This window comes from Mucilaginibacter sp. (assembly GCF_028288205.1).
Classification (GTDB): Bacteria; Bacteroidota; Bacteroidia; order Sphingobacteriales; family Sphingobacteriaceae; genus Mucilaginibacter.
This window is the reverse complement of the sequence record NZ_JAQBOD010000061.1, coordinates 12,102-34,822: the sequence shown is the minus strand read 5'-3', so window position 1 is coordinate 34,822 and position 22,721 is coordinate 12,102. Positions and strand designations below refer to the sequence as shown.

At 39.1% G+C, this 22,721-nt stretch carries 24 protein-coding genes; 10 read left to right on the top strand and 14 right to left on the bottom strand.

The genetic code is table 11. From position 1 onward, the window contains the following. Positions 1-6 precede the first annotated feature (6 nt). Together JWR23_RS15535 and JWR23_RS15530 are read left to right on the top strand one after the other, a co-directional pair. Positions 7-288, top strand: a complete 282-nt coding sequence (locus tag JWR23_RS15535; protein WP_299517161.1) for a hypothetical protein — start codon at positions 7-9, stop codon at positions 286-288. 71 nt (positions 289-359) lie between these two features. After that, positions 360-524, top strand: a complete 165-nt coding sequence (locus JWR23_RS15530) for a hypothetical protein (protein ID WP_299517159.1) — start codon at positions 360-362, stop codon at positions 522-524. 93 nt (positions 525-617) lie between these two features. Here JWR23_RS15530 and accD read toward each other — a convergent pair whose 3' ends face one another. Next, positions 618-1,463 (bottom strand): acetyl-CoA carboxylase, carboxyltransferase subunit beta, encoded by an 846-nt coding sequence (accD, locus tag JWR23_RS15525; RefSeq protein WP_299517212.1) that lies wholly within the window; start codon positions 1,461-1,463, stop codon positions 618-620. A 217-nt stretch (positions 1,464-1,680) separates the two neighbouring features. Here accD and fbaA point away from each other — a divergent pair, with 217 nt between their 5' ends. The 3 genes from fbaA (at position 1,681) to JWR23_RS15510 (ending at position 3,736) form a co-directional block, all read left to right on the top strand. Beyond that, positions 1,681-2,760, top strand: a complete 1,080-nt coding sequence (gene fbaA / locus JWR23_RS15520) for a class II fructose-bisphosphate aldolase (protein WP_299517158.1) — start codon at positions 1,681-1,683, stop codon at positions 2,758-2,760. An 81-nt stretch (positions 2,761-2,841) separates the two neighbouring features. Next, positions 2,842-3,345: a low affinity iron permease family protein gene (locus JWR23_RS15515; protein ID WP_299517157.1), complete on the top strand. Its 504-nt coding sequence runs from the start codon at positions 2,842-2,844 to the stop codon at positions 3,343-3,345. Continuing rightward, positions 3,305-3,736 carry a GNAT family N-acetyltransferase gene (locus tag JWR23_RS15510; RefSeq protein WP_299517156.1) on the top strand — a complete coding sequence of 144 codons (432 nt, stop codon included), beginning with the start codon at positions 3,305-3,307 and terminating at the stop codon, positions 3,734-3,736. The genes JWR23_RS15515 and JWR23_RS15510 overlap by 41 nt, the downstream gene beginning before the upstream one ends. A gap of 108 nt (positions 3,737-3,844) precedes the next feature. Here the strand turns inward: JWR23_RS15510 and JWR23_RS15505 are convergent, their stop codons facing one another. The 5 genes from JWR23_RS15505 to JWR23_RS15485 all read right to left on the bottom strand — a co-directional run bounded on the left by JWR23_RS15505 (position 3,845) and on the right by JWR23_RS15485 (position 7,859). After that, on the bottom strand, positions 3,845-4,702 hold the full coding sequence (locus JWR23_RS15505; RefSeq protein ID WP_299517155.1) for a hydroxymethylglutaryl-CoA lyase: 858 nt from the start codon (positions 4,700-4,702) through the stop codon (positions 3,845-3,847). A gap of 3 nt (positions 4,703-4,705) precedes the next feature. Continuing rightward, positions 4,706-5,839, bottom strand: coding sequence for a glutathionylspermidine synthase family protein (locus tag JWR23_RS15500; RefSeq protein ID WP_299517153.1), 1,134 nt, complete (start codon positions 5,837-5,839; stop codon positions 4,706-4,708). 2 nt (positions 5,840-5,841) lie between these two features. After that, the gene (locus JWR23_RS15495; protein ID WP_299517152.1) at positions 5,842-6,138 is read right to left on the bottom strand and encodes a hypothetical protein; all 297 of its coding nucleotides are present in this window, start codon (positions 6,136-6,138) and stop codon (positions 5,842-5,844) included. Between the two features lie 7 nt (positions 6,139-6,145). Then, positions 6,146-6,463 (bottom strand): hypothetical protein, encoded by a 318-nt coding sequence (locus JWR23_RS15490; RefSeq protein WP_299517151.1) that lies wholly within the window; start codon positions 6,461-6,463, stop codon positions 6,146-6,148. 82 nt (positions 6,464-6,545) lie between these two features. Continuing rightward, a complete protein-coding gene (locus JWR23_RS15485) occupies positions 6,546-7,859 on the bottom strand; it encodes an NAD(P)/FAD-dependent oxidoreductase (RefSeq protein WP_299517149.1) in 1,314 nt (437 codons plus the stop codon). 252 nt (positions 7,860-8,111) lie between these two features. Between JWR23_RS15485 and JWR23_RS15480 the strand changes: the two genes are divergently transcribed. Next, positions 8,112-9,227, top strand: coding sequence for a zinc-dependent alcohol dehydrogenase family protein (locus tag JWR23_RS15480; RefSeq protein ID WP_299517147.1), 1,116 nt, complete (start codon positions 8,112-8,114; stop codon positions 9,225-9,227). A gap of 94 nt (positions 9,228-9,321) precedes the next feature. On the opposite strand, the gene secDF is transcribed toward JWR23_RS15480, so the two are convergent. From secDF to JWR23_RS15465, 3 genes are all read right to left on the bottom strand, one after another. Next, positions 9,322-12,279, bottom strand: a complete 2,958-nt coding sequence (gene secDF, locus JWR23_RS15475) for a protein translocase subunit SecDF (RefSeq protein ID WP_299517146.1) — start codon at positions 12,277-12,279, stop codon at positions 9,322-9,324. Positions 12,280-12,512: 233 nt separating this feature from the next. After that, positions 12,513-12,995: a dihydrofolate reductase gene (locus JWR23_RS15470; protein WP_299517145.1), complete on the bottom strand. Its 483-nt coding sequence runs from the start codon at positions 12,993-12,995 to the stop codon at positions 12,513-12,515. A 315-nt stretch (positions 12,996-13,310) separates the two neighbouring features. Then, entirely contained in the window at positions 13,311-14,132 is an 822-nt protein-coding gene (locus JWR23_RS15465) for a thymidylate synthase (protein WP_299517144.1), read from the bottom strand. A gap of 123 nt (positions 14,133-14,255) precedes the next feature. Here JWR23_RS15465 and ispE point away from each other — a divergent pair, with 123 nt between their 5' ends. Beyond that, entirely contained in the window at positions 14,256-15,059 is an 804-nt protein-coding gene (ispE, locus tag JWR23_RS15460) for a 4-(cytidine 5'-diphospho)-2-C-methyl-D-erythritol kinase (RefSeq protein WP_299517142.1), read from the top strand. A 12-nt stretch (positions 15,060-15,071) separates the two neighbouring features. Here the strand turns inward: ispE and JWR23_RS15455 are convergent, their stop codons facing one another. The 4 genes from JWR23_RS15455 to tgt form a co-directional block, all read right to left on the bottom strand. Next, on the bottom strand, positions 15,072-15,356 hold the full coding sequence (locus tag JWR23_RS15455) for a hypothetical protein (RefSeq protein WP_299517141.1): 285 nt from the start codon (positions 15,354-15,356) through the stop codon (positions 15,072-15,074). Positions 15,357-16,181: 825 nt separating this feature from the next. Continuing rightward, positions 16,182-17,087 (bottom strand): EamA family transporter, encoded by a 906-nt coding sequence (locus JWR23_RS15450; protein WP_299517140.1) that lies wholly within the window; start codon positions 17,085-17,087, stop codon positions 16,182-16,184. Further along, positions 17,088-18,188 (bottom strand): LptF/LptG family permease, encoded by a 1,101-nt coding sequence (locus JWR23_RS15445; protein ID WP_299517139.1) that lies wholly within the window; start codon positions 18,186-18,188, stop codon positions 17,088-17,090. It lies immediately after the preceding gene. Further along, positions 18,189-19,319, bottom strand: a complete 1,131-nt coding sequence (gene tgt, locus JWR23_RS15440) for a tRNA guanosine(34) transglycosylase Tgt (protein WP_299517138.1) — start codon at positions 19,317-19,319, stop codon at positions 18,189-18,191. Between the two features lie 222 nt (positions 19,320-19,541). Between tgt and JWR23_RS15435 the strand changes: the two genes are divergently transcribed. Genes JWR23_RS15435 through rsmG form a run of 3 tightly spaced genes read left to right on the top strand, consistent with a single transcriptional unit; the run spans position 19,542 to position 21,875 of the window. Then, positions 19,542-20,663, top strand: a complete 1,122-nt coding sequence (locus tag JWR23_RS15435; RefSeq protein WP_299517137.1) for a glycosyltransferase — start codon at positions 19,542-19,544, stop codon at positions 20,661-20,663. Then, complete coding sequence (locus JWR23_RS15430) at positions 20,654-21,259, top strand: sigma-70 family RNA polymerase sigma factor (RefSeq protein ID WP_299517135.1); 606 nt, start codon at positions 20,654-20,656, stop codon at positions 21,257-21,259. The genes JWR23_RS15435 and JWR23_RS15430 overlap by 10 nt, the downstream gene beginning before the upstream one ends. Beyond that, positions 21,249-21,875, top strand: coding sequence for a 16S rRNA (guanine(527)-N(7))-methyltransferase RsmG (gene rsmG, locus JWR23_RS15425; protein WP_299517134.1), 627 nt, complete (start codon positions 21,249-21,251; stop codon positions 21,873-21,875). Before JWR23_RS15430 ends, rsmG begins: the two co-directional genes overlap by 11 nt. A gap of 3 nt (positions 21,876-21,878) precedes the next feature. Here the strand turns inward: rsmG and JWR23_RS15420 are convergent, their stop codons facing one another. After that, positions 21,879-22,661 carry a hypothetical protein gene (locus JWR23_RS15420; RefSeq protein WP_299517132.1) on the bottom strand — a complete coding sequence of 261 codons (783 nt, stop codon included), beginning with the start codon at positions 22,659-22,661 and terminating at the stop codon, positions 21,879-21,881. Positions 22,662-22,721 lie beyond the last annotated feature (60 nt).

Genomic DNA, 22,721 nt, shown 5'->3' with positions numbered 1-22,721 from the left:
AAAACTATGGAACCGAATAAACAAAACCCCCAAAAGGGTAATAGACCAGACGAAACTCCTGAAAGGCACCAGTCAGAACAGGAAGGTTCAGGATACGCTCCACAAAGAGAGCAACAACAACATAATAAGGGTAATGATACTTCGTACAGCGAACAAAATGATGTTACCCCGCCAAATCAAAAAGAATTCCCGGTTGAAGGACCTGGAAAAGCTGATTTTGAGAGCCGTCCGCAAGGACGAAGAACCGGCCGCATGGTAGGGCATGAGCCGGGTACTGAAAGCTTGTAAGACTTAAAATAGTTAATTTAAATTCAAAAAAGGCTATCCCCAATAGCCTTTTTTACTTAAAAAACAAAGCTATGAAAACGAATAATCAAAATTCCGGAAGCGGTAATCGACAAAAGGAAAACAGGAAGCAATCACAGGTAAATCAACCTGAAAAGGATAAAAATGCTTCAAATAAAAAAACTGTTTATATAAAAGATATGCCTCCAATTGACGGCGCGAGGCCGGGAGTAATATAATTTCCTTAAAATATTTACTTAAAACAAACGGGGTTATACAAAATGTATAACCCCGTTTGTTTTGGAGTATAGAGTATTCCTACAGGAAATATATTAATTTTTTAACATTTTTAAAAATGCGGTCAGTTCTTCTTTCATTTCGCGGCGATCAACAATAAAATCAAGGAAACCATGTTCCTGCACAAACTCTGCTGTTTGGAATCCCTTTGGTAAATCTTTTTTAATGGTCTCTTTAATTACCCTTGGTCCCGCAAATCCAATTAAGGCACCCGGCTCGGCAATATTAATATCACCCAGCATAGCATATGATGCAGTTACACCGCCTGTTGTAGGGTCGGTTAACAACGATATATAAGGCACTTTGGCCTGTGATAATAAAGCCAGTTTAGCTGATGTTTTAGCCATTTGCATTAAAGAGAATGCTGCTTCCATCATCCGCGCGCCGCCTGATTTGGATATCATAAGGAAAGGAACTTTATGCTCAATACAATAATCAATAGAACGGGCTATTTTTTCGCCTACTACCGACCCCATTGATCCGCCGATGAAGTTAAAATCCATGCAGGCAATAACTATGTCCTGCCCGTTAATTTTTCCTGCCCCGGCACGTATAGCATCTTTAAGGCCGGTTTTAAACTGGGTTTCAATCAACCTTTCGGTATATTTTTTAGTGTCTGTAAAATTCAGTGGATCGCCTGATACAAGGTCAGGAAACAATTCAGTAAACTCATTATTATCAAACAGAACAGAAAAGTATTCTTTTGATCCGATGCGTAAATGGAAACCGCAATAATGACAAACGTATTGATTTTCAACCTGCTCAGAATAGTGAAGGGGTTTCTTACATTGAGGGCATTTGTTCCAGATCCCGTCAGGGGTTTCTTTCTTCTCCTCAGTAGTCGTAATTATCCCTTTTAACTCTCGTTTAAACCATGCCATATCTATGTCTAGCTCTTTCAATTAATGCAAAGAAACGAAAAAAGTTTGTAATGATTTTAAAAAAGTGTGTCGACTATCCTCGTTTTACATATAAAAACCCGGATAGAGTGTGGTAAATTGCTCATGGTGTAATTTTTACAATATCCTATCATTTTTATAGACTTTTATCTCATAAGAACAAGGATTTTTTTTAACTTCGGCGCACAAAATAATGGTAATGGATTTAAAAAATTATAAAGGTGTTTTGCACGGCGATCAGGTGCAAGAACTATTTGAGGCAGCTAAAAAGCACCAGTTTGCTTTACCTGCGGTAAATGTAATAGGTACCAATACAATTAACGCTGTAATGGAAACCGCAAAGGCAGTAAACTCGCCGGTAATTATACAGCTGTCGCATGGCGGCGCGCAGTTTTACGCAGGCAAATCATTAGATAACTCTAAGTTACAGGCCTGTATTTTGGGTGGTGTATCTGCTGCACGGCATGTGCATTTATTGGCAGAGCATTATGGCGTTGCTGTAATTTTACATACAGACCATGCTGCTAAAAAGTTATTACCATGGATAGATGGTTTATTAGATTATGGCGAAAAGTTTTTTGCTGAAACAGGCAAACCGCTGTTCTCATCGCACATGTTGGACTTGTCTGAAGAATCAATTGAAGAAAATATTGAAATATCTGCCAAATACCTGGCACGTATGGCCAAAATGGGTATGACACTTGAGATAGAATTAGGTGTTACTGGCGGCGAAGAAGATGGCGTTGACAATTCTGATGTAGACAGCTCACGTTTATATACTCAGCCGGAAGATGTGGCTTATTCTTATGAGAATTTATTAAAAGTAAGTCCGCGCTTTACCGTGGCTGCAGCTTTTGGTAATGTGCATGGTGTTTACAAACCGGGTAACGTAAAGCTACAGCCGGTTATACTGCATAACTCACAAGAATATGTGAAGAAGAAATTTGATTTAACCGACGAAAAGCCAATCAATTTTGTGTTCCATGGTGGTTCCGGTTCGAGCCAGGAAGAGATTCGTGAGGCGATTGGTTATGGTGCCATTAAAATGAATATTGATACCGATATGCAATGGGCATACTGGGAAGGTATAAAGGATTACTACCAATCAAAAGAAGCTTACCTGCAAGATCAAATAGGCAACCCGGAAGGTGCAGACTCTCCAAACAAAAAATATTATGACCCGCGCGTATGGTTACGCAAAGGCGAGGAGAACTTTGTTAAGCGTTTAACCACCGCTTTTGAAGATTTGAATTGCATCAACGCAACTGACAAATTATAAGATATACCTGATAGTATTAAGAGCGCCAATGCAAAACATTGGCGCTTTTTTTTAGTTATAAAGGCATAATAAATAAGTATTATGGCTAAAAATAAAAACTTTTTCGAAAGATTTGCTAACTGGGCAACAGCGGCTACGGGCAGTTCTGCAGCTTTTTTTACAGCAATAAGTATTATTATAGTATGGGGTGTTACCGGGCCGATATTTAAGTATTCTGATACCTGGCAGTTAATTATCAATACAGGTACAACTATAGTTACTTTTTTGATGGTTTTCCTGATTCAAAAATCACAAAATAAAGACTCGAAAGCCATTCATTTAAAGCTGAACGAATTATTAGCCTCACACCAGGGTGCAAGTAACCGGATGGTTGATATTGAAGATATTACCGAAGATGAGCTTGACCAATTGCATAAGTTTTATGTGCAGTTATCAGACCTGGCCGAACAGGAGGATGATTTAACTTGTACCCATTCTATTGATGCTGCAACAGAAAATCATAAATTTAAACTTTCTAACTTAAAAACCAAAAAGCATTATATCGATGCCCGAAAAAAGAAAGATTCAAGTAGGCAAAGTCTGTGACCAGGCAAGCCTTGAAAAAGTATTTGCCATAAGACGTGAAGTTTTTGTTGGCGAACAAAATTGCCCGCCCGAGTTGGAGTGGGAGCATGAGGATGAATCTACCCATTTTTTAGCAACGGTTGATGGTATACCTGCAGGTGCATCGCGCTGGCGCAAAACAGATAATGGCTATAAATTAGAACGCTTTGCTGTATTAAAGCAATTTAGGGGATTAGGCGTTGCTCAAAAATTAGTAAGAACTGTCCTGGATGATCTGCCTGCTGATGCAACATATATATACCTGAATGCCCAGATATTGGCAATAGGTCTTTATGAAAAATTTGGATTTGTGAAAGAAGGCCCGCAGTTTGAAGAGGCGGGGATACAGCATTTTAAAATGGTGCAACGATAGGTTAAATAATTGTCATTTCGACGAGGTACGAGGAGAAATCTTATACAAGCGCTTAGTAAATGTATCTTGTTTAAGATCTCTCACTATCGTTAGATGACAAACTAAGCATTACCCAAATACTCTTACCGAATAATCCAGCGCATCCTGTAATTTATCATAATTAAGCTCTTGCAGCACATTTTGTGATCGTAGATAACTTATTAGGTTCTCGGTAGCGATATTGCCTGTAAGGTCATCTTTAGCCATTGGGCAGCCGCCGTAGCCTTTTAGTGCACTGTCAAAACGTTTGCAGCCGCTTTGGTAAGCAGCTTCCACCTTTTCATACCAGGTATCGGGCGTGCTGTGCAGGTGTACACCAAATTCTGTTTTCGCGAATTCGGCACATAGCTGCGGGTATATGCTTTTTATTTGGTCAGCAGTAGCAACGCCTATTGTATCAGAAAGGGCAATGATGTTGATGCCTTCATTTACTAATCTCTCTGTCCATTGATGTATGATCTCCGTGTTCCATTCATCCCCGTAAGGGTTACCAAAACCCATAGACAGGTAAACCAATAGCTCTTTATTTTTGTCAACGCATAGGCCCTTAATCTTTTTCACCGTATCAAAGGCGTCATTTATGGTTGAGTTTGCATTACGCAGCTGGAATGTTTCGGATATGGAAAAAGGATAGCCCAGATAGGTTATTTCATTATGCATGGCAGCTTCTTCGGCGCCACGGTAATTGGCGATGATGGCTAATAGTTTTGAATTGGTATTACCCAGATCAAGCTGTGCCAATACTTCGGCCGTATCCCGCATTTGGGGTATGGCCTTTGGCGATACAAAACTGCCAAAATCAATGGTATCAAAGCCAACCTGCAATAACAGGTTGATATAATCAGCTTTAATAACAGTGGGTACAAAGTTTGATAAACCCTGCATCGCGTCGCGCGGACATTCGGTGAGTTTTATTGCTGATGACATCAATTATAAGATCAAATGCGGTACAAATCTACTCACATTATCTGTTATAAGTGTACTCGATTCTCTTATACCCATGCCAGCCGGCTGCTGCCCAATTATCCAACTGCCTATAACCGGGAAATTGCCGTCAAAATCGGGTAGTTTGCATAGCTCCTGGAAAATATAACCTTCGGCACCATAATCACCTTCCGACTCGGCAATCAGTTTCTCATTTTCTACTATAGTGATGTTAGCGCCTTCGCGGGATAACAAAGGTTTCTTTACATAATCTTTTAAATTGCTCCTTGTAAAATAAGCAGGCAATAGGTTTTTATGATATGGGAAGAGTTGCCAAAGAACAGGCAATATCGCCTTATTGCTCAATATCATTTTCCATGATGGTTCTATCCAGATAGCTTTTAGCTGATCGTTAACCAGGTTTTGCCCAAACTCTTCATCAATCATCCATTCGTACGGATAGAGCTTGAATATATTGCGTATAGGTTGGTTATCCAGGTCAACAAAATAACCGTTGTTATTATCCCATCCAATATCTTCAATATATATAAATTGGGTTTCTAACCCGCCCTGCATGGCACAATCCTGCAGGTAGGCGGTTGTGGTAAAATCTTCTAAAACATCCTTAACGCAGGTAAAGTATAGTTTATCCTCGTATAGGTAGGCTTTCAAATATTTCCAGTAATCTATCAGTTTTTCATGCATGGAATTAAACTGGTCCTTAGGCTCATCAAAATCCTTTAACCAAAACCATTGCACTATTGATGCTTCAAATATGGAGGTAGGCGTATCAGCATTAAACTCTAATAGTTTAGGTTCGTTCTTACCATCATACTGCAGATCAAACCGGCCATAAATTGCAGGCGCGTCATTGTTCCATGAGTCTATAATATGCGGAATAATATATTGTGGTATCATAAATTGATGGAACAGATTATTATCTATAACATGTTGTACCGCCTGTATGCACATATCCCAAAGCTCGGCAGTTACTGCTTCCAGCTTTAAAATTTCGGGCATGGTAAAGGTATAATAGGCAGATTCATCCCAATACGGAACATCAGCGGTATGGAAACCAAAGCCCAAACCTTCTACCGTTTGCTGCCAGTTATTGCGTGGTTCAATTTTTATTCGTTGCATAATTATGAAGAAACATGGAAACCGCCAGATCTGCCAAAACCACCCCGCGTTATGCTGGCTTCTGACATATGGACGCCGGCATTTGAGTAGCCCTGGCGCATATACCTACCACCATAAAACATACCATACGGCCTGAAGATATAATAGCCAATAAAACCATTTCGCGCATGGGTATAAGTGCCTGTAGAGTCGGTACGCATGTACAGCCGGTTATTACCCCAGCTGTTATCGTCCCGTTTTTCTTTGCAACCCAACAAGGCGGTTACCAAAACTAAGGTTATAGCTTTTGATTTTTTCATGGTGCCGTTATTTAACAGTTACAAAAAACTCATAGTCCTTTTTAACCTTAACGTTCTGGGTGTCGCCGTTGTCGTTTTCTCCTTCAGTTTTAAAGGTTTCTAATCCGGGTACAGTATCATGTTTATTAAATTCGCGCACAATAGCACCTTTGCGCCAAACCGTATAATGTGTAGTTAATTCATCTTTTAATGAATCGAGATGACGGGTGCTTAAAGCTATCTCAACGCTGCCGTTTTTATCAACTGTTTTTGCCTGATCCTCGTTATTATCGCAAGCGCTTAGCAGTAAAACGCCAATGAAGCAAATAGGTATAAGTAGTTTCATATAAAGATTGGATGTTTGTTATTGGTTAATGTTACAACCAAAGTTGCTTGTTTCAAACATACACAATCTATACAGTTATTATTTAATCGGCTTTGGCTTCCTGTTTGTGTTTTTTTGGTAACTCTTCGCGGTTAAACCTGCGGATGATTAGTCTACTTCCTCCGTTATAAGTAAGATAGCTTCCTAACCAGTTAATAAATACAATTACTTTATTCCTGAAACCTAATAGCGATATCAAATGCACAAACATCCATATCAGCCATGCAAAAAATCCCTGGAACTTTATCTTACCCAGATCGGCAATGGCTTTGTTACGGCCTATGGTGGCTAATGATCCTTTATCATTGTACTTAAATGGTACAGTAGGTTCGCCTTTAATTAAGTGTATTATATTTTTACCGGCCAATTGTCCTTGCTGTATAGCTACCTGTGCTACCCCGGGATGCCCTTTAGGGTTATCATCAGTTATCATAGCGGCCACATCACCAATAGCAAATACGTTTGACGATCCTATTATACGGCTTATGCTATCAACCTTTATGCGATTGCCGCGCTCTATTATGTCTTTATTAATACCTGATGGCACAACACCCATAACCCCGGCGCTCCATATCACATTTTTAGTTTTAATGCTTTTTCCGCCTTCAAATTTTATTTCCTCGCCATTATAACTTTCAACCTTTACATTTAATAAAACCTCTACGCCCATATCGGTTAAAAAGGTCTTAGCCGCTGCCGATCCCTGGTCAGAAAATGGGCCGAGCACCTTTGGTAAAAAATCTACCAGGTAAACCTTCATATCCTCTTTTTTCAGATCAGGATAATCGCGGGTTAGTATATGATTGCGCAATTCGGCCAATGCGCCTGCAAGCTCAACACCGGTGGGGCCGGCACCAACCAGTACAAAGGTTAGCAACGGTTCTTTTTCTTCTTTAGTTGCCTTTAATGAGGCCTCTTCAAGGTTTTGCAGGATAAGGTACCGTAAGTTCAACGCCTCGGGTATTGATTTCATGGGCATTGCATAATGCTCTATCTCTTTGTTGCCAAAAAAGTTGGTGGTCGATCCGGTTGCTATTACCAAATAGTCGTAAGTTATTTCGCCCAGGTCGGTGGCGATTGTGTTTTTTTCAAGATCAACGCCTGATACTTCGGCTATACGAAACCGGAAGTTTTTTTGCCCGCTAAAATTTTTTCTCAAAGAGAAAGCTATGGATTCTGATTCCAAACTCCCGGTGGCAACCTGGTACAGCAGTGGCTGAAAAGTGTGGTAGTTATGCTTATCAAGCATTAAAACATCAACAGGTTTATCTGTCAGCTGATTGGCAACCTCAAGGCCGCCAAAACCGCCGCCTATAATTACTACCTGGGGGAACTTTGATTTTTCAGTTGAATTCATAACCAGCGTTTTTATAAACAAATATAATATGTTGAATCATTAAGCCGTTTAATTAATTGAGGGCTATTTTATCATCAGCTGGCAGAAATACAAAAATCATTCCTCAAAAGGCAAATGACAATAAGGCATAAATTTTAATAAGTGATCTGTATCATTTTTAATAAGTGACCTGTATCATTTATATCAGGCTTTAATAGCAATAGCTTTGTAGTCACGAATTAACAATCTATTTACTATTTAAAAGAATATGATATGGAAAATTTAGTTTCAGACAAGGCAGCGTTGCAAACCGATGCACCATCCGGTATTAATTCAATTAATAATGCAACCATGAAAGCCCTGGTTTACCATGGTCCCGGAAAAAAATCATGGGAAGACAAACCAAAACCAACAATAACAAAACCAACGGACGCGATTGTAAAAATCTTGAAAACCACGATATGCGGAACGGACCTGCATATTATGAAAGGAGATGTTCCTACGGTTACTGACGGAAGAATAATTGGCCATGAAGGTGTTGGTGTAATAGAAGAGATTGGAAGCGCTGTAAGTAATTTCAAAATAGGCGATCATGTTATTATATCATGTATCACGTCATGCGGGAAATGCGAGTATTGCAAAAAAGGGATGTATTCGCATTGCGATGACGGTGGATGGATATTAGGTAATACAATTGACGGTACTCAGACAGAATTTGTTAGAATACCTCATGCCGACAACAGCCTTTATCATATACCTGCAGGGGCAGACGAAGAAGCGCTGGTTATGTTAAGTGATATTTTGCCAACTGGTTTTGAATGCGGTGTGTTAAACGGGCAAGTTAAACCCGGTGATGTTGTGGCAATTGTTGGCTCGGGGCCAATAGGTATTGCTGCTTTATTAACGGCTCAGTTTTATACGCCTGCAGAAATTATTATGATAGATCAGGATGATAATCGTCTTAGTGTGGCCAAAAAGTTTGGGGCAACGCACACCATTAATAATGCAAATGAAAATGCCATTGAAAAGATAATGAGCCTTACTAATAAAAAGGGAGTTGATGTAGCCATTGAAGCGGTGGGGATACCTGCTACTTTCGAGTTATGCGGCGATATTATTACCGCAGGTGGCCATATCGCTAATATTGGTGTTCACGGAAAAAGTGTTACACTTCACCTGGAAACGCTCTGGTCAAAAAATATAACCATCACTACCCGGCTTGTTGATACGGTTACTACACCTTTGCTGCTAAAAACCGTTCAATCAAAAAAAATAGAGCCGAATAAATTGATCACCCATCATTTTAAGCTGGATCAAATAATTGAGGCATATGATACTTTTGGAAATGCCGCGAAAGAGAAAGCCTTAAAAGTAATATTGGAAAGTTAGAAATAATTTATGCAAATAAAAAGCCGCCTTCTAAGCAATTAGAAGGCGGCTTTTTTTATTGTCGATTGGCAATAAATTGAACTTAATTCAACTTTTATCTCAGATCTTTTTTTCCAAAGTCTATAATTACCGGTGTCGCGATACAAATTGACGAATATGTACCAAAACATACACCAATTAATAATGAGAATGAGAAGCCACGTAAAACGTCGCCACCGAATATAAATAGTACTACCAACACAAACAATACGGTTAAAGCAGTAATTATAGTACGGCTTAATGTGTTGTTGATAGCGTTATTAATAACTTCTTTAGGCTCATCAGTTTTTGCATGATGTAAACTTAAGAACTCGCGGATACGGTCAAATACAACCACGGTATCATTAATAGAGTAACCTATTACCGTTAATATCGCTGCCACAAATGACTGGTCAATATCCAGAAATGGTAATACATGTCTGAAAATTGAGTAGAACGACAATACCATTAAAGCATCATGCGCCGTTGCAACCATCGCCGCTAAGCTAAATTGCCATTTGCGGAAACGGAACAATATATAAGCAGAGAGAACTAATATGGCAAACAAAACGGTCCATATAGCCGATTTTCTAAGTCCGTCGGCAATGGTTGCCTGTACTTTTTGTGAACTTAATATGTCTTTTTGGGTTGCCTGTGTTACCGCTTTTTTATTTAATGCAGTTAATAACGTTTCTACTACTTTTGCGTCAGCCGTAGTTGACGTATCTTCTATCATGTAGTTGGTAGTAACACTTATTTTATCGACACCTAAAGTTTTAACTTGTGTACCACTGCCTAAAACACCTTCAACAGCGCCACGTACATCATTATCAGTTGCATTTTTATTTTGGAAGCGCATGGTATAGCTACGGCCACCCTGGAAATCAACACCATAGTTAAAGCCCTGTACAAACATGGATATTATACCCGCAACAATAAATGTTCCTGAGAAAATATAAAACCTGAAACGTTTTTTAACAAACGCGAAGTTCGCGTTTTTAAAGGTATGTGAGCTCCATGGGTTTGAGAATTTAATATCCCAGCCTTTTTCAAGCATCCACTCAAATATTAATCTTGAAATTAATAACGAACAGAATAATGAGGTAATAATACCTATCATCAACGTAGTTGCAAAGCCTTGTATTGGGCCACTACCAAAAATGAATAGTATTAAACCCGTTAAGAAGGTACTGATGTTAGAGTCTAATATAGACGATAAAGCGTGTTTAAAACCATCGCTTATAGCCAGGCGTATTGATTTGCCTAAAGCTAATTCTTCACGCACACGCTCATAGATCAGTACGTTGGCATCAACCGACATACCGAACAATAACACGATACCCGCGACACCCGGCAAGGTTAACACAGCACGTAAGCTGGTTAATACCCCCATCAGGAAGAATACGTTGATAATAACGGCAACAACCGCTACCGTACCTGCACGGTTATAATAAGCAACCATGAATACTAACACTACCAATAGGCCCACTAAACATGAAAGCAAACCGGCGTTAATAGATTCCTGACCTAAAGACGGGCCAACCACATCCTCGCCAACTATACGGGCAGGAGCAGGCAAACGACCGGCTTTTAATACATTGGCCAAATCCTTGGTATCTTCAATAGTGAAACTTCCTGAAATAGAAGATACACCACCAGAAATTTCGTTCTGTACAGCAGGGGCAGAGTAAACATTATCATCTAACACAATTGCGATAGCTTGTTTTGTTTGTGCTGCCTGTGCGGTAACGGCGCGCCATTTTTCGGCTCCCTGCGAGTTCATGATCATTCTCACTTCGGGGCTGCCTTTTTGGTCAACATCATTTTGTGCATCAGTAATTACATCACCTTGTAATACCGGACCGTTTTCGGCGCCTGATAATTTAAGGGCATATAATTCAAATATTTTAGTTTTGTCAAGCGGTTTAACACCCCACGCAAATTTTAGGTTACGCGGCAATGAAGCCTTAACATCAGGGCTATGTAAATAAGTATTTACTTTAGCAGTGTCTTTTTGTAAAGCCCAGCCAACTGCAGGGCCCGGGCGCAGTTGCTGCTGGCCTTGCGCATCCTGATAAGAAGGGGTAGATAATATGCTTAACAACGGATGTGCAGCAATCAATTTATTCTTACCGCCTAATGAAGTATCCTTAGCGGCATTCTTTTCTACTTTGTTTAATAAAGCTAAACCACCTTTTGCGGCTGTTGTATCTTTCTTAGCAGTGGCAGTAACAGTAGTTTTTGCCGAGTCTTTAGCAACCGCTTTAGTTTTTGCAGCTAATAAATTATCTATACCAACAAGGGTTTGATAAAGGTCTTTGTTCTCAAAAGTTTCAAAAAACTCTAATTTGGCCGATCCTGATAAAAGTTTACGAACACGCTCAGGATCTTTAACACCCGGCAGTTCGATCAATATACGGTTAGTGTTTGGCTCTAAGCTAATGTTTGGTTGCGTAACACCAAATTGGTCAATACGTGTGTTTAAAACAGTGTATGATTGTTTTACAGCAATATCAGCTTCATCCTTTAAATATTTTTCAACTTCGCTGTTAGAAGCGTTGTATTTTAGATGCGCCTGGTTATCCTTAGTCGAAAAAATAGAGGCTAACTTTCCGTTTGGATTTAGTTTTTCGTATTCATTAACAAATAACGTAATGTAATCACTCTGGCTGGTTTTTGTATCAGCAGTAGCATTTACCAGCGCCTGGTTAAAAACCACATCCGGATTATTGTTTGATAACGCTTTTACCAACTCGGCTAATGATATCTGCATGGTAACGTTCATGCCGCCTTTAAGGTCAAGGCCAAGAGCAAGCTCCCTTTCTAAGCAGTATTGATAGGTGTGGCCCAAAACAGGATAAGCCGGTAATGATGAAACAGAATCAAGATATGCTTTTACTTTAGCGGTATCACCTTTGGCGTACGTTGCTGCATCCTTTTCAACTTTGTGGGCCACCCATGTAAACGAAAGTTGATATATACAAACAATCGTTAGCACTATGGCGAAAAATTTAATAACCCCTTTACCTTGCATCGTAAATTATAATATGTAATTAATTAGTTTATAAGCATTTTAAACAAGACGGCAAATCTAACAAAATTTTGCAAGCATGAAATTTAAAATTGAAACAATTTTAAAGGGAGGTAAGAGGTAAAAGGCAAAAGGTAAAAGATGGCTGATTGACAGATAGATAAGATAATTACTCTCTATTTTATTGAGCGCCATTTTAAAACACTGCCAACTGCCTGCTGCCAACTGTCCATTGGCTAAGCGCGTTCAAGCGTTACAAATGAGTATGGAAGCGTGTTTTTTTCGTCGGGTTCATGGTCCTGCCGTTCGGTTTCTTTCCATATGTCTGCTTTTATTTCAGGGAAGTAAGTATCTGCCTCAAAATCGGCATGAACAATCGTAAGATAGATCTTATCGGTTAAGTGCATGGCCTGTTTATAAATTTCGGCACCGCCAACAATAAAAACTTCGGCCTCATCAGCGCATAAAGCTAATGCAGCGTCGATAGAATTGACCACTTCGCAGCCCTCAATTGTTATCGGCTGGCGTGTTATAACGATGTTTCGGCGATTAGGCAGTGGCCTGCCGACAGAATCATAAGTTTTACGCCCCATAATTACGGTTCCGCCGGTAGTGATCTCTTTAAAGTGTTTCAGGTCCTTTGGTAAATGCCAAAGTAATTTATTGTCCTTGCCGATGGCGTGGTTTTCTGATATGGCTACTACGATGGATACGATCATTTCATTTGTATTTTTTATAGAAACGTCATTGCGAGGAACGAAGCAATCTCTGCCCTTGCTAATCAATGTGCTAATTGATCGTGCTGGCTAACGCCAAATGAGAGCTACCTTGTTGACTGTCTGTTGTAGAGATTGCTTCGTTCCTCGCAATGACGCGCGGAATTAATTATCAACTATCAGCTAATCTTTTAAGAGATACATCATCTTCTTGAAAACTTTCTCAATGAATTCTTCCAGTTTTTCTTTTCTTTATTATTTTCGACCTGTTTTTTGTCAGAATTCTGATTTTCTGTTTCTTCTTTCATTTTTTACAAACTATACCGCAACTGCCCCCTTAATATGCGGCCAGGGATCATAATTCTCTAATTCAAAATCCTCAAACTTAAAATCGAAAATATCTTTTACGTTAGGATTGATTTTCATGGTTGGCAGCTGGCGCGGCTCGCGGCTTAGCTGCAGCTTGGTTTGTTCCAGGTGATTATTGTAAAGGTGTGCATCGCCAAAAGTGTGTACAAAATCGCCCGGCTCCAAATCGCATGCCTGAGCCACCATCATAGTTAACAACGCGTATGACGCTATATTAAACGGCACGCCCAAAAATATATCGGCACTGCGTTGATATAGCTGACAAGATAGTTTGCCTTTTAGTTCCCCCTTCAGGGGATTAGGGGGCGCCACGTAAAACTGGAACAGCATATGGCAGGGCGGCAACGCCATTTGGTTTACGTCGGCAACGTTCCATGCCGATACAATGATGCGGCGCGAATCGGGGTTAGTTTTTATTTGGTTGATGACCTGGCTTATCTGGTCAATATGCCCGCCATCAGGTGTGGGCCATGAGCGCCATTGGTAACCATATACCGGCCCTAAATTTCCATTCTCGTCTGCCCATTCATCCCATATACGTACGCCATTTTCTTTCAGGTAACTAATGTTGGTATCGCCCTGTAAGAACCATATCAGCTCATGTATAATGGATTTTAAATGCAGCTTCTTTGTTGTAACCAACGGGAAGCCCTCCTGCAGGTTAAAACGCATCTGGTAGCCAAATACACTAATGGTGCCGGTGCCGGTACGGTCGTGCTTTTGAGTGCCGGTTTCCATTACATGGCGCATTAGGTCGAGATACTGCTTCATTTTTAATGAGTGATTGAGTGAATGATGGAATTGAGTGAATGTTTAATTCCTGACGCAAATAAAAATAATCTATTTTTGGTATCCTAACGGATGTGTAAAAATAAGCATTGTGTTAATCATTCTATGATCATATTTCCAAATGCCAAGATAAATATTGGCCTTAATATAACCGAACGCCGCCCTGATGGCTACCATAACCTGGAAACCATTTTTTACCCGGTAAAAATAAATGATGCGCTGGAGATTATTGAAGCCGATACATTGAGCTTTGAATCATCCGGCCTGTATATTCCCGGCAGGATGGAAGATAATCTTTGCGTGAAAGGCTATCACCTGTTAAAAAAAGATCATGACCTGCCGCCGGTAAAAATTCATCTGCATAAAAATATTCCGATTGGCGCGGGCCTGGGCGGCGGATCTGCCGATGCCGCTTTTTTTATCAGGCTGATGAATGAGAAGTTTGATTTAAATTTATCAATCGACCAGCAATTAAACTACGCCCGCCAATTAGGCGCCGATTGCGCTTTCTTTATTGAAAATAAACCGGTGTTTGCTTTTGACAAGGGTAATGAGTTTGAATCGATAAAATTAGACCTCTCAGGCTATGAAATAGTTTTAGTGATGCCAGACATCCACATATCAACTGCCGAGGCCTACAGTGGCGTAAAACCGGCCATGGTGAAGCAATCATTGTTAGAGTTGATTTACACGCCAATTACAGAATGGAAAAATCACATCAAAAATGATTTTGAAAATAACATCTTCAAAAACCATGTGGAGATAAGAGGGGTGAAGGCCGCACTGTACCAAGCAGGCGCTGTCTATGCCAGCATGAGCGGGAGCGGGGCATCCGTATTCGGTATCTTTAACAAAACCCCCGATCTTGGCGAGCTGGAGCAAGACAACCAGGTGTTCTACAATATCTAAAAAAAATCTTCTTTAAGGATGACTGATGTAATCGCGGTCTTCATCACTTAGTGTGTCGGGTTTGTTGTTGTCGTCGTCATCGCCGTGGTAATCTCCGCTAATGCTTCTAACTTTTTTGGGTCTTCCTACCAACACACCTAAAATAAATGCGATTACAGATACGGCCGTTAGCATTACCAGCTTGGGCATATAAAAGGTGCTAAACAAAAAATTAAATTTTACTTGTTCTGTGTTTTGCATTAATACTACTGTAAGCAATACAGTAATAAAAATAATGACCATTGTTTTTATGCGCATAGTTTTTGGCGTTTAACAGTTTTAGCCAATATCCGCTTTTTAAATGTGTTATTAAAATCATTTCAAAAAATAGGGTGGGCAGCAAAATTGATCAGCGTAATGTTAATTTGAAAAACATGGAGGGTTGTGGATTTTTAAAAAGTCAAAACCGGTAGTTTTTATTTTTGAGATTTTTTTGCATTATCATAAAATTACCGCCTATTTATGCATTGTTAAAATGCACTGTTAAAAAGTTGTGTCTTTAACTCGGTTTTCCAAAATTCTGCCTGCCTGGCACAATGCCGTATTTTTTGGCATAATTTAAATATAGCGCTTTCAGTACACTAACAGCTCGTGTTTTTGATGAAAATAGCTTTACTGATTTTATTGTTTAGATAACATATATTATATATTTGATTAACAGGTATTTATGTGTTTATTTAATTGTAATAAATCAGAAATACTAACTATTTTAGTAATTATAAAAATTAAAATTTATAAATAGTTAAATAATGACTTTAGTTAAAAAGTATAATTATTTGATTAACAGTATATTATTTATTAAATTAAAATTATCTTTTAATTTTTTATTTCAAAAAATTGTGCTAAAATAAGGTATGAATTGACTATTTATAGTAGAATGAAAATAGTAGATTTCAATACACAAATTTATTATTGAAATTTCGCGTAAAATCAATTCAAATTTGTAAAATGTATGCAAGTGCGTGTGAAATTCAAGATAGCTTAGAGAGGCTTAAAATGGATGTAGTAGCAATGTGAATATCATCCCCTACCCTGTGAGTTTTAAATTATAGCACGGATTTCAGGAAGTATATCAGGTGAATATTAACGATTAGTACGCTTGTGAATTTGCTTTTGGGCTACCGGGAACAGGAAGATGGTAGATAAAATTATTAATGCACCTACCCAAAATCCGGTGGTCATTTTATTCATATCGCCAAAAAAAAGGAAAGACATTAGTATGCCATATACCGGCTCAAGGTTGGTAATGAGCGCCACCCGGAAGGCCGAAAGCTCGCGCATTACTGATACGCCGGCAACATATGCAAGCGATGTGCAGATAGTGCCAAGCAGTAGGAGATAACCAATATCAGAGTTCTTTAACAGCATGGCATGGTTAAATCCGTTAGTGAAAAGCAGGTATACAGTGGCCCAGAAAAAGGCGCCGGTAAGCTCATAAAATGAGATAATAGCAGGCTCTAACTTTTGGACCTGTTTGGAGTTAATGATAGAAAATATACTTGCAAACAGGGCGCTTAACAGGCCGGCTATAATGCCCTTAGTGTATCGGGTTTCAAATTTAAATATTAAAACTATACCTGTAATAATTAAAAGACCCGCTATTATCTCCAGTTTTGAAATTCGCTTTTTATTGAATAAGGGCTCTAATACAGCCGTAAATAAGGTCATGGAAGAAAGGCATACCAACGTAACCGGAACGGTAGAAAGCTTGATAGAGGCGAAGAATAATATCCAATGCCCGCCTACTAAAGCACCCGTAAAGAACAATTTTAAGAAGGTATTGCGGCTAACTTTAAAGGCTGTTTTATTAAATTTAAAGTAAAAAAACAGCGAAACCATGGCTATTAATACGCGATACCAAACCAATTGTACTGCAGATATGGATATTAAAGCGCCTAAAATGCTGGTAAATCCCCAAATAAATACCGTGAAATGGAGTATAAGCAGGTTTTTATTAAGCTCAGAAGTGTTGGCGCTCCTTTGTGCCATTTATTTAGGTGCTTTATAAAGTAAATAACAACCCAATACACCAAACAAAAAGTTAGGCAAAGCCGCCGCAATTAAAGACGGAAGACCACTTTTTATGGCAAATACCAGTGCAAACTTATCAACCACTATATAGGCAAAACAAAGAAACAGGCCTATACCCAAAGGTAAGCCGATACCGCCGCGCACCCTGCGCGAGGATATAGAAACGCCTATCATGGTAAGTACGTATGATGCTAACGGATATATGAAGCGCTTGTATTTTTCGTACTGCATATCCTTTAGGTTACCGGCTCCCCTTATCTTCTCTTTATCAATGTTCTTATTTAAAACAGACGTAGACATAGCCGAATACACATTATCATGCATCTCAAAATCAGATGGGCTGAGCTCAAGGGTAGTATCTTTTTGCGGCAGGTTCATATTCAGCTTTTCCCGTAAGCCGTTTACATAGCGTATAGAATAGTTTTTAAGGCTCCATTTTCTTTTCAGAGAATCAAAAGTAGCGGTGTTTGCAACAATTTTTTCGCGTAGTTTATCGCCGTCAAACTTCTCCAAAACAAACTGGTAAGCGGTTTTAGAGGCATTATCATAAGACTGTACGTAAACATAAGTACGTGTATCTAATTGCAGGTGTACCTCATTTTTTGTAGGATCGCCATTAAAACCATGCGTATTTTCAAACTTTACCTTTAGCTCATTGGTATATGGGATAAGGTAAACATTAGCAAAAAGCGAAACGATAAAAATTAAAGTAGCCGATACAAAGTACGGTCTTAAAAAACGATTGAAACTTGCTTTACCGCTTAGTATGGGCACAATCTCTGTTTGATTTGCCATTTTTGCGGTAAAATATATCACCGCCAAAAAAGTAATCAACGGCGATAGCAGGTTCATGAAAAACGGAATAAAGCCGGCGTAATATTTAAACGCTATATCATAAACGGTAGCATGGTGGGATAAAAAGTTATCCAGGTGTTCTGATATATCAAAAACTACTGATATACCTATAACTATAAATAAAGTAAAAATAAAGGTGCCCAGGTATTTCTTTATGATATACCAGTCAATTATTTTTAAGTACTTATCTAATAATTGTTTCATTTATAATCTTTGGCCCAAACGGCTAACCATTGTATTTTTCCAGCTATAAAACTCGCCTGTAATTATTTTTTTACGTGCTTCTTTAACCAGCCATAAGTAAAAGTGCAGGTTATGCAAAGTAGCTATCTGTGCACCCAGCATTTCGCCCGAGTGTATCAAATGCCTTAAATAGGCTTTTGTGTAATTTTTATCGGCAAACAATTCGCTATCATCTTCAATTGGCGAAAAATCGTTCTTCCACTTTTCGTTCTTAATATTAATAACGCCATTTTTTGTAAAAAGCATGCCATTACGCGCATTGCGGGTTGGCATTACACAATCAAACATATCAATACCTAAAGCAATATTTTCCAGTAAATTTATAGGTGTACCAACACCCATTAAATAACGTGGTTTTTGCTCAGGTAATATATTGCACACCAATTCTGTCATAGCGTACATTTCTTCGGCAGGCTCACCTACAGACAGGCCGCCTATGGCATTGCCCTCCCGCTCGAAAGAAGCAATAACCTCTGCCGACCGTACCCGCAGATCTTTATAAACAGATCCCTGCACTATCGGAAAAAGGGTTTGACTATAACCATATTTAGGTTCTGTAGTATCAAAACGCTCACAGCAACGCTTCAACCAGCGATGCGTCATTTCTATTGATTTTTTGGCGTAGGTATAATCGCAGGGGTAGGGTGTGCACTCATCAAAGGCCATAATAATATCGGCACCAATAACGCGCTGAATATCCATTACATTCTCTGGTGTAAACAAGTGTTTTGAACCGTCGATATGTGAGCGGAACGTTACGCCTTCTTCTTTTATCTTGCGTACTTCACTTAAAGAATATACCTGGTAGCCGCCGCTATCTGTTAAAATAGGGCCGTCCCAGCCATTAAATTTATGCAAGCCGCCTGCGCCTTCCAACACATCTAAACCGGGCCGTAAATATAAATGATAGGTGTTGCCTAATATTATTTGTGCCTCAATATCATTTTTAAGCTCATGCTGATGAACAGCCTTAACGGTACCTGCTGTACCAACAGGCATAAAAATAGGGGTTTGTATGGTCCCGTGATCGGTAGTAATCTCGCCCGCACGGGCTTTAGAAAGCGGATCTTGTGCTGTTAAATTAAATTTCATTTTTGCGGAGCAAAGGTAGAGATTAAAGATTAGGTATTAAAGATCAGAGATTAGTTAATTGGCAATTAATATCCTATCGTTTTACTAAAAATACTTGAATTTTCACCTGCGAATGCCTGATCCCTGCCCTATAATTAACTAAGCTCTAATTTTCTTAACTAATCTCTAATCTTCAATCTTTAATCTCCAATATTTTTTCCAAATTTGCTGCATATTTACTACGTGTTGGAAACTTATATACGAGTCACATTATTTGTTGTTTTTTTACTGGCTTTTATTGTCCAGTTATACTATCTTATCAGTAGCCATAAATCGCTGTCGTCATACATAGTGCCGGATGAATTGCCGGACGTTAAAATACCCATATCTATAATAATAAGTGCCCGTAACGAAGCAAAGAACTTAAACGAAAACCTTCCCTTTATATTACAGCAAAATTATCCTGATTTTGAAGTGGTGGTAATAAATGATTGCTCGTACGATTCCTCAGATATTGTTTTGGAAGTATTAAAAGAAACTTATCCTCACCTTAAAATAGTAACCATTACAGAGCATGAGCGCTTTAAAACGGGAAAAAAATTCGCGCTTACTTTAGGTATCAAGGCAGCAAAGAGCGAACATTTGATATTTACAGATGCCGATTGCCGGCCAGCTTCGTCAAACTGGATAACCCGTATGGCCGCTCACTTTAACAATGAGGTACATATTGTATTAGGCTACTCGCCTTATTATAAAACCGGTAATTTTTTAAATTCGATTATTCGTTTTGAGACTTTAAAAACGGCTATAAATTACCTGTCGGCAGCGTTAAATGGTGGCGCTTACATGGGTATAGGCCGTAATTTAGGATATACCAAAACACTGTTTTTTGCCAACAAAGGTTTCGCGGCACATATGCATGTAATATCTGGTGATGATGATCTTTTTGTAAATCAAAATGCAACCGCTACCAATACCGATATTGAGATACACCAGGACGCCTTTGTGTTTACATCAGCCAAAACTACTTTGGGAGCCCTGTATCGTCAAAAAAAGCGACATATGGGGGTTGGTAAATTGTATAAGAATACACATCGCTACATGCTAAGCTTTGATGCTTTGAGCGGCTTTGTATTTTACGGATTGCTTATTTGGAGCCTGGCCTATTATTTTGAACCTTTATTTGCTTTAGGATTGTTCTTTTTTAGATGGATAATCCAAATAATAATCTATCGTAAAACATTTAAAAAATTAAATTCGGCATCACAATTGTGGTGTTTGCCATTTTTTGATTTTGTTTACTACATTTATATTAATGTGTTTGGCTTTATAGGCACCTTTGTAAAAACTACTCAATGGAAATAAATTCGAATTTTACTGAAAATGCGAAGAATGACTTCCACTTGGTAGTCAAAGCAAGGGAAGGGAGCCAAAAGGCGTATGCCGACCTAATGCAACGCTATAAAGATTCCATCTATTTTATGGTGCTTAAAATGGTAAACAATAAGGAAGATGCTATGGACCTTACTGTAGAAACCTTTGCCAAAGCATTTGAGAAACTGGATAAGTATCAGCCGGATTATGCCTTTAGTACCTGGCTATTTAGGGTGGCTACTAATAATTGTATTGATTTTATCCGGAAAAAAAAGCTTAATACCACCTCTATTCATGGTATGACAGATGATGACGGCGACGAAAAACAGTTGCAAATAAAGGCTGATGTTTTAAACCCAGAAGAAACTTCTATCAAAAAACAACAAACCGAAGAGTTGAAATTGTTAATACAAAGCTTACCGGCACGTTATCGTAATTTAATTACCCTGCGTTATTTTGATGAACTATCATACGAAGAAATTGCACAGCAGCTTGATTTGCCCTTAGGTACGGTTAAGGCGCAATTATTTAGGGCGAGGTACTTGCTTGGCAATATTATTAACCGCTTTAACCGGGATGACATCTAAGCAGCTCTTTACCTATTTTCCCGGATTAACACCCATCCAGCAGCAACAATTTGAACAACTGCCCGCCTTATATGAGTTCTGGAACAACCAGATCAATGTAATATCACGCAAGGATATTGACCAGCTTTTTGAGCGGCATGTATTGCACTCATTGGGTATTGCCAAAATAATACCTTTTTTACCCGGCGAAAGCGTGCTTGATGTGGGTACCGGTGGGGGCTTTCCGGGGATACCGCTGGCTATATTGTTCCCGGATACACAGTTTTATCTGGTTGATTCTATCGGTAAAAAAATAAAAGTAGTGCAGGAAGTTGCAAGCGCGCTCGGACTTAAAAATGTACGTGCATCACACCTTCGCGCCGAACAGGTTGACGAGAAATTCGACTTTATAGTATCCCGCGCCGTAACCCGATTAGGCGAGTTTTATCCATGGATAAAAGGCAAGTTCAATAAAACATCAAAAAATAAATTGCCTAACGGCATTCTATACTTAAAAGGCGGCGACCTTGCCGAAGAGATCAAAGAATCTGGCTTAAAAGTGCAGCAATATTACCTTAAAGATTATTTCGCCGAAGAGTTTTTTGAAACTAAGCAGGTGATATATGTGAAGGGGTAATTTCTATTTCTTGGCCAAAGTGTATTCGCCCCAAAAATAGGTAGGTGAAAATGAGGTGGTCATCATTGGCGGTGGGGGGGGAGCATCTCCGCTACGCACAGTTTGAGCAGGCTCATTTACTTTAATTTGATAACTAAAAGCATCAGCACCATCATTTGGCAGAGATAAAAATTTCAGAGGTATTGCCAGTTCGCAGGTATAAACCAGGTCGCTGTCAAACCGCGATGCTGCTTTTATACCCTCGTTGTTATAAATAGAAATAGAAGGATCAGGAATTGATTCTACCCCTGATATATTGATCATTTTATCTTTCGCTTCGAGCAGATCGTTCAGGTCGTTAACCTTTATTGGGGCTGTACCGGCTTCGCGCTTTTCAATACCCTTATGGGCAAGTAAATTTGTTACGCCGGCCATATCTGCATCGCGTAATACCGGGTAAGTAATGGATACATGTTTTTCGTCCATTTTCTTTAAGGAATGATTTATGGTTAAGGTAATGCCCCCTCTTAAAATTTTATCGACCACGTCATGATATTTAGATTGCACTGTTAAATACAGCCATTTGTCGTCATTAGAAAGTGTGTAAGCGATATCCGTAGCATTGTTATAGGCCTGGAGTTTATAATTCCATTCTATTGCCTGGCCATCAATTTTAATGTTGGCTGGTGCCCGTAGGCTAACCTTTTGCACGGTTGGTAATTTTTGGGCGTTGGCAGTAATTGAAATAATAAAAAGAGCCAACACAGGCAACACCAGTTTAGCAGAGGTTAAAATTATATTTCTCATCACAAAGGTTGGTTAGGAAATTGATTATCTAAATATAAAACTATTTTTTTAGTTTATGAA

What these genes read in the sequence shown, in the direction of transcription:
- JWR23_RS15485 (WP_299517149.1), bottom strand. Translation starts at nt 7,859, where the DNA reads ATGAATTCAACTGAAAAATCAAAGTTCCCCCAGGTAGTAATTATAGGC.
- JWR23_RS15470 (WP_299517145.1), bottom strand. Translation starts at nt 12,995, where the DNA reads ATGATCGTATCCATCGTAGTAGCCATATCAGAAAACCACGCCATCGGC.
- tgt (WP_299517138.1), bottom strand. Translation starts at nt 19,319, where the DNA reads ATGAAATTTAATTTAACAGCACAAGATCCGCTTTCTAAAGCCCGTGCG.
- JWR23_RS15480 (WP_299517147.1), top strand. Translation starts at nt 8,112, where the DNA reads ATGGAAAATTTAGTTTCAGACAAGGCAGCGTTGCAAACCGATGCACCA.
- JWR23_RS15465 (WP_299517144.1), bottom strand. Translation starts at nt 14,132, where the DNA reads ATGAAGCAGTATCTCGACCTAATGCGCCATGTAATGGAAACCGGCACT.
- ispE (WP_299517142.1), top strand. Translation starts at nt 14,256, where the DNA reads ATGATCATATTTCCAAATGCCAAGATAAATATTGGCCTTAATATAACC.
- JWR23_RS15445 (WP_299517139.1), bottom strand. Translation starts at nt 18,188, where the DNA reads ATGAAACAATTATTAGATAAGTACTTAAAAATAATTGACTGGTATATC.
- rsmG (WP_299517134.1), top strand. Translation starts at nt 21,249, where the DNA reads ATGACATCTAAGCAGCTCTTTACCTATTTTCCCGGATTAACACCCATC.
- fbaA (WP_299517158.1), top strand. Translation starts at nt 1,681, where the DNA reads ATGGATTTAAAAAATTATAAAGGTGTTTTGCACGGCGATCAGGTGCAA.
- JWR23_RS15430 (WP_299517135.1), top strand. Translation starts at nt 20,654, where the DNA reads ATGGAAATAAATTCGAATTTTACTGAAAATGCGAAGAATGACTTCCAC.
- JWR23_RS15450 (WP_299517140.1), bottom strand. Translation starts at nt 17,087, where the DNA reads ATGGCACAAAGGAGCGCCAACACTTCTGAGCTTAATAAAAACCTGCTT.
- JWR23_RS15500 (WP_299517153.1), bottom strand. Translation starts at nt 5,839, where the DNA reads ATGCAACGAATAAAAATTGAACCACGCAATAACTGGCAGCAAACGGTA.
- accD (WP_299517212.1), bottom strand. Translation starts at nt 1,463, where the DNA reads ATGGCATGGTTTAAACGAGAGTTAAAAGGGATAATTACGACTACTGAG.
- JWR23_RS15495 (WP_299517152.1), bottom strand. Translation starts at nt 6,138, where the DNA reads ATGAAAAAATCAAAAGCTATAACCTTAGTTTTGGTAACCGCCTTGTTG.
- JWR23_RS15510 (WP_299517156.1), top strand. Translation starts at nt 3,305, where the DNA reads ATGCCCGAAAAAAGAAAGATTCAAGTAGGCAAAGTCTGTGACCAGGCA.
- JWR23_RS15515 (WP_299517157.1), top strand. Translation starts at nt 2,842, where the DNA reads ATGGCTAAAAATAAAAACTTTTTCGAAAGATTTGCTAACTGGGCAACA.
- JWR23_RS15530 (WP_299517159.1), top strand. Translation starts at nt 360, where the DNA reads ATGAAAACGAATAATCAAAATTCCGGAAGCGGTAATCGACAAAAGGAA.
- JWR23_RS15535 (WP_299517161.1), top strand. Translation starts at nt 7, where the DNA reads ATGGAACCGAATAAACAAAACCCCCAAAAGGGTAATAGACCAGACGAA.
- secDF (WP_299517146.1), bottom strand. Translation starts at nt 12,279, where the DNA reads ATGCAAGGTAAAGGGGTTATTAAATTTTTCGCCATAGTGCTAACGATT.
- JWR23_RS15455 (WP_299517141.1), bottom strand. Translation starts at nt 15,356, where the DNA reads ATGCGCATAAAAACAATGGTCATTATTTTTATTACTGTATTGCTTACA.
- JWR23_RS15490 (WP_299517151.1), bottom strand. Translation starts at nt 6,463, where the DNA reads ATGAAACTACTTATACCTATTTGCTTCATTGGCGTTTTACTGCTAAGC.
- JWR23_RS15505 (WP_299517155.1), bottom strand. Translation starts at nt 4,702, where the DNA reads ATGTCATCAGCAATAAAACTCACCGAATGTCCGCGCGACGCGATGCAG.
- JWR23_RS15420 (WP_299517132.1), bottom strand. Translation starts at nt 22,661, where the DNA reads ATGAGAAATATAATTTTAACCTCTGCTAAACTGGTGTTGCCTGTGTTG.